A 9,569-nucleotide genomic window follows, 5' to 3' on the forward strand; every position below is an offset into this window, starting at 1 on the left:
CCCCCCCGCCCCTACGGGCGCGGTGCGGCGCCGGCCGAGCAGCTGCTGATCGACCAGGAGCTGGCCGCCGCCGGTGTCGAGCGCCCAGACCTGGTGATCGGCTGGTGGGCCGCGCCGACCATCCTCGAGCACGGCACGCCCGCCCAGATCGAGCAGTTCATCCCGGCCACGCTCAGCGGCGACATCTTTTGGTGCCAACTGTTTTCCGAGCCGGGTGCCGGTTCGGACCTGGCGTCGCTGCGCACCAAGGCGGTGCGGGTCGACGGCGGCTGGCGGCTGACCGGGCAGAAGGTGTGGACCTCGGCGGCGCACAAGGCGCAGTGGGGGGTGTGCCTGGCCCGCACCGACGCGGAGGCGCCCAAACACAAGGGCATCACGTACTTCCTGGTCGACATGAGCACCCCGGGCATCGAGATCCGGCCGCTGCGCGAGATCACCGGCGATGACCTGTTCAACGAGGTGTTCCTGGACGATGTGTTCGTGCCCGACGAGATGGTGGTCGGCGGCGTGAACGACGGCTGGCGGTTGGCGCGCACCACGCTGTCCAACGAGCGGGTCGCGATGGCGGCCGGCACCGCGTTGGGCAACCCGATGGAGGAGCTGCTGCGCACCGTCGCCGCCCTCGACCTCGACCCCGCGCTGCAGGACCGGCTCGGCGCGCTGATCCTGTCCGCGCAGGTGGGTTCGCTGCTGGATCAGCGCATCGCGCAGCTGGCGGTCGGCGGTGCCGACCCGGGCGCGGAATCGAGCGCCCGCAAGCTGATCGGGGTCCGCTACCGGCAGGCGCTGTCGGAGTTCCGGATGGAGCTATCCGAGGGTGGGGGCGTCGTTTCCAACAAGACCGTGCACGACTTCCTCAACACCCGGTGTCTGACCATCGCCGGCGGCACCGAACAGATCCTGCTGACCGTGGCCGCCGAGCGGCTGCTGGGCCTGCCGCGCTGAACCCCGCCCGCCGAGCCCGTCCCGCCGAGCCCGTCCCGCCGAGAGGGAATCTCACGACGCGACACGCCGGGGAAGCGTCGTCAGGGTCCGACTCGCCGGCGCCCGGCGCGCTAGCAATCGGTCGCCACGATGGTCCGGCCGCGCGCATAGCGTTCGGCCAGCGCGACGAACAGACCGTAGTTGGTGGTCCACCGAAATGTGACGGTCCTCGGGACAAAACGGTCCTTGAGGACCAGGCGCATCGACGTTTTGGCGATGTACAGATCGAGGATCTCCGACCACGACCACACCGCCCCGCCTAGACACAGTTGCTGCTCGCTGATCCAGAACTTGCCGAAGTCGATTCGTTGTCCGGCGCTGATCGCCGCTACCGCGGCCGGTAGCTGGGTCTGCGCAACCGCCTGCTGGATCGCCTGCCCCCATTCGGCGGGCCGTTCGAAACGACCCGTCACCGTGCATTGCCGGCCGGCGGTGTCGGTAAGGGTGTACCGGTAGCTGGTCCACAGCAGGCTGCCGCGGCTGCGGTGCTCAACGAGGCGCTGCCCCACCGAGGTGTCCGCATAGCGGACCACCCGCAGTTCCCCCCGCCGCGCCACGGTCAGACCGTGCTCGAACAGATCCAGGCGCCGACTGCGCTGGATCGCCCCGTACAGCAGCTCACCGACGATCGGGCCGGCGACGATCGCCAGCACCAGGCTGCACCCGATGACCGCGACCGGCTGCACCGGGCGCGAAAGCAACGGTGACACCCACAGCGAGCCGACCACCAGCAGGGTCATTCCGCGCGGGTTATTGAGCGGCGGTGCCCACCAGTACCGGGTCCGGTGCTCGCCGAGACCGGCCTGCTGGGCGGCGGCGCCGATCTGCCGCAGCAACTCCGGATCGCTTTCGCGTCTGGTCACAGGGTCGTACGTTACCGGCGGTGCCGGTCGCCTAACGCACCCAAAATCGCTTCGATCTTCGGCCGAAGTCGCTGGTCAGGAGAATGTGGCCTGCGCGCAGGTGCTCGGGGTGGTGAGGTTGACCCCGGCGTACACCACCTGCACGTTCGCGCACACGATCACCTTCGCGTCGGTCGCCGGGCGTCCCGTGGCCCAGTCGTTGGAGTCGATGGTGCCGACGGTCTGATACTTGTCCGGCGGTCCCGCACCGTTGTACAGCGAGGTGACCGTCGCGGTGCCGCCCTCCTTGAACACCTTCGTCCCCGGCCCGCCGCGGTCGGCCCACGGGCCTTCGCCGCCGGCGGTGTGCACGTCCAAATACGCCGAGCGCTTATTCGACCGGATCTCGGTGCTTTGCCGGGCCCACAGATCCGGCGGGAACCCGGCCACCCCGTCCGGGGTGCGCAACTGCACCCCGGCGATGAAGTCGCAGTGCGCCGCGGCGACCTTGCAGTCCACCCAGCTGTGCGTCTCCAGCTGATCGGCGGAATCGTTGACCGGGAACAACGTGGTCGCGGTGTCGCTGGCCGCCGCCGACACCGCCGGCGGTGCCACCGCCAGGACCAACCCGGCACCCGCCAGTGCTGTTACCAGTCGCCTCATGCACGCCTCTTCTCGGGAGCCCGGGTCAAGAACTTAGCGCCGTGTCAGTCGTCGTAGGTCACTTCGACCGAATCGGTTTCCGGGTGGGACTGGCAGGCCAGGATCAGTCCGTCGTCGAGGTCTTGCTGTTCCAGCACGTCGTTGACTTCCATGTTCACCTTGCCGTTGCGCAGCGTGCAGGCGCAGGCGCCGCAGTGGCCCTCCCGGCAGGAAAACGGCGCGTCCAGGCCGGCGTCGAGCAGCACGTCGAGCAGTTTGGCGCCGCGCGGCCAGGACACGGTGTGTGTCTCGCCGTCCAACTCCACCACCGCGGTGGCCGGCGGCTCATCCCCGGAGTCCTCCACCTTGACCGCGGCGAACGGATCGCTGTCCAGCGATTTGAACACCTCGATGTGGATCTGGCTGGCGGGGACGTTCAGCGCCTCCAGGGCATCCCGGGCGGCCTGCATAAACGGTCCCGGCCCGCAGATGAACACGTCCCGGCCGGTGTACGGCGCGGCCAGCCTGGCCAGCGCGGCCGCGCTCGGCAACCCCTGCACCGACTCCAGCCAGTGCAGCACCGTCAGCCGGTCGGGGTACTTGTCGGCCAGCTCGCGCAGCGCGCCGCCGAAGATCACCGACCGTTCGTCGCGGTTGGCGTAGAGCAGGGTCACCTGGCCGCTGCCCTGCACCAGCGCCGATTTACAAATGGCCATCATCGGGGTGATGCCGCTGCCGGCCGCCACCAGCAGCAGGTCGGCGTCCAGCGTCTTGGGCACGAAGGTGCCCGACGGGGCCAGCACGTGGATGCGCATGCCGGGGTGGGCGTGGTCGCACAGCCAGTTGGAGGCGTAGCCGTCGACGGTCCGCTTGACCGTGACGGTGAGCGCGTCGTCGGTGAACGGCGAGCTGCACAGCGAATAGCAGCGGGCCACCGAGCCGGTGCGGTCGCTGGGGATGCGCAGGGTCAGGAACTGGCCGGGCGCATACCGCAGCCGCTCGGGCGGGATGTCGGCGCCCTCGGGCACGGCAAACACCAGCGACCGGGCGTCGTCGGTCTCGGCGACGACGTCGGCGATCTGCAACTCCAGGACGTGGCTGCCGAGCGGCTCGTCCGGAACGTCCTCGGTCAACGCCTGCCCCTCATCGTTCGTCATAACTAGAACAGGTTACAAAAAACTGGTTACCTAGCGCTACCAGCCGCAGGAATACCGTGCTCGACACGAATCGGAACGTGTTCTAATCTCTGTCTAGGTCGGTACCTCGGCCCGTACTCCCGGGAGGCATCCAGTGACGTCCATTCAACAGCGTGACGTGCAGTCGGTCCTAGCCGGCATCGACGAGCTGCTGCCGCAGCTGCGTGAGCGTGCTCAGGCGACCGAAGACCTGCGTCGGCTGCCCGACGAAACCGTCAAGGCCCTTGACGACGTCGGTTTCTTCAAGCTGCTGCAGCCCGAGCAGTGGGGTGGTCTGCAGTGCGACCCGGCGGTGTTCTACGAGGCGGTCCGCCGGCTGGCCAGCGCCTGCGGTTCCACCGGCTGGGTGGCCTCCATCATCGGGGTGCACAACTGGCACCTGGCGCTGTTCGACCAGAAGGCCCAGGAGGAGGTCTGGGGCGAGGACCCCAGCGTGCGGGTTTCCTCCTCGTACGCGCCGATGGGCGCGGGCACCGTGGTCGACGGCGGCTATCTGGTCAGCGGCTCCTGGAACTGGTCCTCGGGCTGTGACCACGCCACCTGGGCGTTCCTGGGCGGGCCGGTCATCAAGGACGGCCGCCCGGTGGACTTCGGCAGCTTCCTGATCCCGCGCAGCGAGTACCGCATCGACGACGTGTGGAACGTGGTCGGGCTGCGCGGCACCGGCAGCAACACCGTCGTGGTCAAGGACGTGTTCGTGCCCCGGCACCGCTTCTTGTCGTACAAGGCGATGAACGACCACAGCGCCGGCGGGTATGAGACCAACACCGCGCCGGTGTACAAGATGCCGTGGGGCACCGTGCATCCCACCACCATCTCGGCCCCGATCGTCGGGATGGCCTACGGCGCCTACGACGCCCACGTCGAGCATCAGGGCAAGCGGGTGCGCGCGGCGTTCGCCGGCGAGAAGGCCAAGGACGACCCGTTCGCCAAGGTCCGCATCGCCGAGGCGGCCAGCGACATCGACGCCGCCTGGCGGCAGCTGATCGGCAACGTCTCCGACGAGTACGCGCTGCTGTCGGCCGGCAAGGAGATCCCGTTCGAGCTGCGGGCCCGGGCCCGCCGCGACCAGGTGCGGGCCACCGGTCGGGCGATCGCGTCGGTCGACCGGCTGTTCGAGGCCTCCGGCGCCACCGCGCTGGCCAATGACGCGCCGGTGCAACGGTTCTGGCGCGACGCGCACGCCGGTCGGGTGCACGCCGCCAACGACCCGGAGCGGGCCTACGTGATCTTCGGCAACCACGAGTTCGGGCTGCCGCCCGGCGACACCATGGTCTAACCCGTGACCGCGACTGACGAGCTGACTTTCGAATCCACTTCGCGTTTCGCCGAAGTCGACGTGGACGGCCCGCTGCGGCTGCACTACCACGAGGCCGGCATCGGCAACGACCAGACCATCGTGCTGCTGCACGGCGGCGGGCCGGGCGCGGCCAGCTGGACCAACTGGTCCCGCAACATCGGGGTGTTGGCGCAGCGCTTCCACGTGCTGGCCGTCGACCAGCCCGGCTACGGCCTGTCGGACAAACGCGCCGAGCATCCGCAGTTCAACCGGTACGCCGCAACGGCACTCAAGGGGCTGTTCGACCAGCTCGGCCTGGGGCGTACCCCGCTGGTCGGCAATTCGCTGGGTGGTGGCACCGCGGTCCGGTTCGCGCTGGACTACCCCGAACTGGCCGGCCGGCTGGTGCTGATGGGGCCGGGCGGCCTGAGCGTCAACCTGTTCGCCCCCGACCCGACCGAAGGCGTCAAGAAGCTCAGCGCGTTCTCTGCTGCGCCGACCCGGGAGAGCCTGGAAGCGTTCCTGAAGGTGATGGTCTACGACAAGAAGCTGATCACCCCCGAGTTGGTGGACCAGCGGTTCGCGCTGGCCAGCACGCCGGAATCACTGGCGGCGGCCCGCGCGATGGGAATGTCGTTCTCCGGGGCCGACTTCGAGCTCGGCATGATGTGGCGCGAGGTGTATCGGCTGCGGCAGCCGGTGCTGCTGATGTGGGGCCGCGAGGACCGGGTGAACCCGCTGGACGGTGCGCTGGTCGCGGTCAAGACCATTCCGCGCGTGCAGTTGCACGTCTTTGGGCAGTGCGGACATTGGGTACAGGTAGAGAAGTTCGACGAGTTTAATAAGCTGACCGCAGATTTTCTGGGAGGTGCGTGATGAGCATCCGGTCACTGGGGTATCTGCGCATCGAGGCCACCGACGTGGCGGCCTGGCGCGAGTACGGCTTGAAGGTGCTCGGCATGGTCGAGGGCGCCGGTGCCACCGAAGGTGCGCTGTACCTGCGGATGGACGACTTTCCGGCGCGGCTGGTGATCGTGCCCGGCGACCACGACCGGCTCTCGGTGGCCGGCTGGGAATGCGCCGACGCCGCGGGCCTGCAGGACATCCGGAAACGGCTGGAGCTGGAGGGCACGCCGTACAAGGAGGCCACCGCCGCCGAACTGGCCGATCGTCGGGTCGACGAGATGATCGTCTTCCAGGACCCGTCGGGCAACAACCTGGAGGTGTTCCACGGCGCCGCGCTGGAGCACCGCCGCGTGGTCAGCCCGTACGGCCACAAGTTCGTCACCGGGGAGCAGGGTCTGGGTCACGTGGTGCTGTCCACCCGCGACGACGCCGAGGCGCTGCACTTCTACCGCGATGTGCTCGGGTTCCGGCTGCGCGACTCGATGCGGCTGCCCCCGCAATTCGTTGGCCGTCCGGCCGACGGTGCCCCGGCCTGGCTGCGTTTCTTCGGCTGCAACCCGCGCCACCACAGCCTGGCGTTCCTGCCGATGCCCACCCCGAGCGGGATCGTGCACCTGATGATCGAAGTCGGCGAGGCCGACGATGTGGGCTTGTGCCTGGATCGTGCGCTGCGGCGCAAGGTGCCGATGTCGGCGACGCTGGGTCGACACGTCAACGACAAGATGCTGTCCTTCTACATGAAGACCCCGGGCGGATTCGACATCGAATTCGGTTGCGAGGGACTGCAAGTCGATGACCACGACTGGATCGCCCGCGAGAGCACCGCGGTCAGCCTGTGGGGTCACGACTTCACCGTCGGCGCGCACGGGCAGTAATGACTGCTGCGCCGCTCGACCCGCGCACGTTCCGTAACGTGCTGGGCCAGTTCTGCACCGGGATCACCATCATCACCACCGTGCACGATGATGTCCCGATCGGGTTTGCCTGCCAGTCGTTCGCGGCGTTGTCGCTGGACCCGCCGCTGGTGTTGTTCTGCCCCACCAAGGTGTCCCGGTCGTGGCAGGCCATCGAGGCCAGCGGGCGGTTCTGCGTGAACGTGCTCACCGAGTCGCAGAAGCACGTCTCGGCGCGGTTCGGCTCCAAGGAACCCGACAAGTTCGCCGGGATCGACTGGGAGCCTTCGGCGTTGGGGTCTCCGATTATCGCGGGGTCGTTGGCGCACATTGACTGCACGGTCGCCGACGTGCACGACGGTGGCGACCACTTCGTGGTGTTCGGAGCGGTGCAGTCGCTGTCCGAGCCGCCGGCGATCAAACCGCGGCCGCTGCTGTTCTACCGCGGCGACTACACCGGTATCGAGCCGGACAAGACCACCCCGGCGCAGTGGCGCAACGACCTGGAGGCGTTCTTGACCGCCACCACCGAGGACACCTGGCTGTAAGCGGCCGCATCGGTTCGCCTGGAAATTGCGGGGTTCCTGAGCGCTCGTCCGGCCCTACACTGGGAGGGCAATGAGCGCCTATCAGACCGTCGTGGTCGGCACCGATGGCTCGGACTCCTCGCTGCGTGCGGTGGACCGCGCGGGCGCGATCGCGTCGGATCACGGCGCGAAATTGATCGTTGCGACGGCACATCCCCCCATCCCCGAGGAACCCGGCGGTTGGAGCGTGCCGCCGGGTAGCACCCACGGCGAGGATTACCGGTTGGTGGGCGCCGCCCCCATCTACGCGCTGCTGCGGGACGCCAGGGAACGGGCGCACAAGGCCGGGGCCAAAAACGTGGAAGAAAAGTCGATCGTTGGTGCCCCGATCAACGCGCTGGTGCAACTGGCCGAGGAGGTCCATGCCGACCTGCTGGTCGTCGGCAACGTCGGACTCGGCAGCGTCGCTGGGCGGCTGCTGGGATCAGTCCCATCCGAAGTCTCCCGCAGGGCCAAGACCGACGTGCTGATCGTCCACACCACCGGCTGAGACGTCGGTAGGAATCGACCCACGGCCGGTGTAGCGCATCACCAGCCAGCGGCGGATCAACGAAACCTGGCTCGTCGCGGCACCGCCCAAGCCTTGTCGGGGGGTGGGTGTAGCGTCGGGACTATGTTCGATAACACACCATCGTCGCAGGTCACCGAGCCTTTTGTCGGTGTCGATGACGCCGGTGTGGTCGATGCGATTACCGCGGCTTCGCGTGCGCAAAACGCGATGTGCGCGCGGGAGTTGGCCGCCATCGGCGAACTGTATGTGCGCCGGGCGCCTGAGGACGAAATCGAACGGGCGAACTGGGCCGTGGATGGCTATGACAGTCTGGTCGCCGAAATATCGGCAGCGCTGGGGATCAGTCGGGGACGGGCGCGGGGCCGGTTGCGGTATGCGATCGAGTTGCGGGAGCGGCTGCCGCGGGTTGCTGAGGCGTTCGCGCGCGGGGACATTGATTTTCGGGTGATGGCCGCGGTGGTGTATCGCAGCGAGTTAGTCCAAGACCCGGTGCTGGTCGCCAAGCTCGATGCCGCCGTGGCCAAGCACGCGCCAAAGTGGACGCGGTTTTCCAAGCCGAAACTGTTTGAGCGCATTGACATGTGGATCGCCCGGTTTGATCCGGCCGGGCAGCGGATGCCCGGCCAGCGCAACCAGGACCGGTATGTCGAGATCGGGCCCACCAATTCCGGGCTGGCCGGAATCTGGGCGCAGCTGCACGCCGCCGACGGGGCCGCGTTGGATCAGCGCCTTGATGCGTTGGCGGCCACGGTATGCCGAGATGACCCGCGCACCAAGGAACAACGTCGGGCCGACGCGTTCGGCGTGTTGGCCGCCGGCCTGGATGCGCTGCGCTGTGAATGCGGTTCCCCGCAGTGCCCGGCAGCAGGCCGGCGTGCGGGCACCGACGTGACGGTCCATGTGATGGCGGAGCAGGCCACCGTGGACGGGGACGGCCACGCGCCGGGATATCTGCCCGGGTTTGGCCCGATACCGGCCAGCGTGCTCAGCGAGATGGCGCGCACCGCCAAGCTCAAGCCGCTGGTGTGGCCGTCGACGGTGCCGGAGGCCGGGTATCGGCCGTCGACGGCGCTGGCTGAGTTCGTCCGGCTGCGGGATTTGACGTGTAGGTTCCCGGGCTGCGATGAGCCGGCGATCCGGTGCGACATCGACCACACCGTCCCGCATCCGCTGGGCCCCACCCACCCGTCAAACCTTAAGCTGCTCTGCAGATTTCACCATTTGCTCAAAACGTTCTACACCGGGCTGGGTGGTTGGGCCGACCGCCAATTGCCGGACGGGACTGTGATCTGGACGTCGCCCAGCGGGCGCACCTACACCACCAGCCCCGGTGGGGCGATCTTCTTCCCGGTGTTGGCCGCCCCCACCGGCAAACTGGTGCTGCCCACCGCGACCCAGGTGCCCCACACCGGGCGCGGGGTGATGATGCCGCGACGTAGCCGCACCCGGTCCCAAGCACGTCGCTACCGCATCAGCTGCGAACGCCGGATCAACGAAACCCGGCGCGCCGAAGAACACCGAAAACGATTGGCCGAACTGGCCCGCAACTACCAACCGCCGCCCTTCTGACCACCGTCGTCAGCCCGACGAGCACGCCGGCGGGCCTGGTGTTCGGCGTGCGTCGCCGCCGCGGGCCTTACTCACCCCACACTGGGGCTCGCCGGCGTGGCCGATGCGTCGCGGAAAACCCGAGCTGCCGTTCGCGAGTGCGCCATCATGGTGTCCGTGG

Annotated in this window: 10 protein-coding genes; 7 read left to right on the plus strand and 3 right to left on the minus strand. The window is 68.4% G+C overall.

Going from position 1 to position 9,569, the window contains the following annotated elements; all coding sequences use genetic code 11:
• Positions 1-945: acyl-CoA dehydrogenase family protein (locus BKN37_RS23710; RefSeq protein WP_207547288.1), on the plus strand; the 945-nt coding region annotated here is incomplete at its 5' end.
• Between the two features lie 110 nt (positions 946-1,055).
• On the opposite strand, the gene BKN37_RS23715 is transcribed toward BKN37_RS23710, so the two are convergent.
• The 3 genes from BKN37_RS23715 to BKN37_RS23725 form a co-directional block, all read right to left on the minus strand.
• A complete protein-coding gene (locus tag BKN37_RS23715) occupies positions 1,056-1,847 on the minus strand; it encodes a DUF6585 family protein (RefSeq protein ID WP_071029381.1) in 792 nt (263 codons plus the stop codon).
• A gap of 75 nt (positions 1,848-1,922) precedes the next feature.
• Positions 1,923-2,489 carry a hypothetical protein gene (locus BKN37_RS23720; RefSeq protein ID WP_071029382.1) on the minus strand — a complete coding sequence of 189 codons (567 nt, stop codon included), beginning with the start codon at positions 2,487-2,489 and terminating at the stop codon, positions 1,923-1,925.
• Between the two features lie 44 nt (positions 2,490-2,533).
• Positions 2,534-3,601 (minus strand): ferredoxin--NADP reductase, encoded by a 1,068-nt coding sequence (locus BKN37_RS23725; protein WP_095407191.1) that lies wholly within the window; start codon positions 3,599-3,601, stop codon positions 2,534-2,536.
• Between the two features lie 157 nt (positions 3,602-3,758).
• Between BKN37_RS23725 and hsaA the strand changes: the two genes are divergently transcribed.
• The 6 genes from hsaA to BKN37_RS23755 all read left to right on the plus strand — a co-directional run bounded on the left by hsaA (position 3,759) and on the right by BKN37_RS23755 (position 9,409).
• A complete protein-coding gene (hsaA, locus tag BKN37_RS23730) occupies positions 3,759-4,943 on the plus strand; it encodes a 3-hydroxy-9,10-secoandrosta-1,3,5(10)-triene-9,17-dione monooxygenase oxygenase subunit (RefSeq protein WP_071029384.1) in 1,185 nt (394 codons plus the stop codon).
• Between the two features lie 3 nt (positions 4,944-4,946).
• Positions 4,947-5,819 carry a 4,5:9,10-diseco-3-hydroxy-5,9,17-trioxoandrosta-1(10),2-diene-4-oate hydrolase gene (hsaD, locus tag BKN37_RS23735; RefSeq protein WP_071029385.1) on the plus strand — a complete coding sequence of 291 codons (873 nt, stop codon included), beginning with the start codon at positions 4,947-4,949 and terminating at the stop codon, positions 5,817-5,819.
• Positions 5,819-6,724, plus strand: a complete 906-nt coding sequence (hsaC, locus tag BKN37_RS23740) for an iron-dependent extradiol dioxygenase HsaC (RefSeq protein WP_071029386.1) — start codon at positions 5,819-5,821, stop codon at positions 6,722-6,724. The genes hsaD and hsaC overlap by 1 nt, the downstream gene beginning before the upstream one ends.
• Positions 6,724-7,290 (plus strand): 3-hydroxy-9,10-secoandrosta-1,3,5(10)-triene-9,17-dione monooxygenase reductase subunit, encoded by a 567-nt coding sequence (hsaB, locus tag BKN37_RS23745; protein WP_071029387.1) that lies wholly within the window; start codon positions 6,724-6,726, stop codon positions 7,288-7,290. Before hsaC ends, hsaB begins: the two co-directional genes overlap by 1 nt.
• 70 nt (positions 7,291-7,360) lie before the next feature.
• Positions 7,361-7,819: a universal stress protein gene (locus BKN37_RS23750; RefSeq protein ID WP_071029388.1), complete on the plus strand. Its 459-nt coding sequence runs from the start codon at positions 7,361-7,363 to the stop codon at positions 7,817-7,819.
• Between the two features lie 123 nt (positions 7,820-7,942).
• Positions 7,943-9,409 carry an HNH endonuclease signature motif containing protein gene (locus BKN37_RS23755; protein ID WP_071029389.1) on the plus strand — a complete coding sequence of 489 codons (1,467 nt, stop codon included), beginning with the start codon at positions 7,943-7,945 and terminating at the stop codon, positions 9,407-9,409.
• Positions 9,410-9,569: the final 160 nt, after the last annotated feature.

The organism is Mycobacterium talmoniae (genome assembly GCF_001854525.1).
In the GTDB taxonomy this organism is placed as follows: Bacteria; Actinomycetota; Actinomycetes; order Mycobacteriales; family Mycobacteriaceae; genus Mycobacterium; species Mycobacterium talmoniae.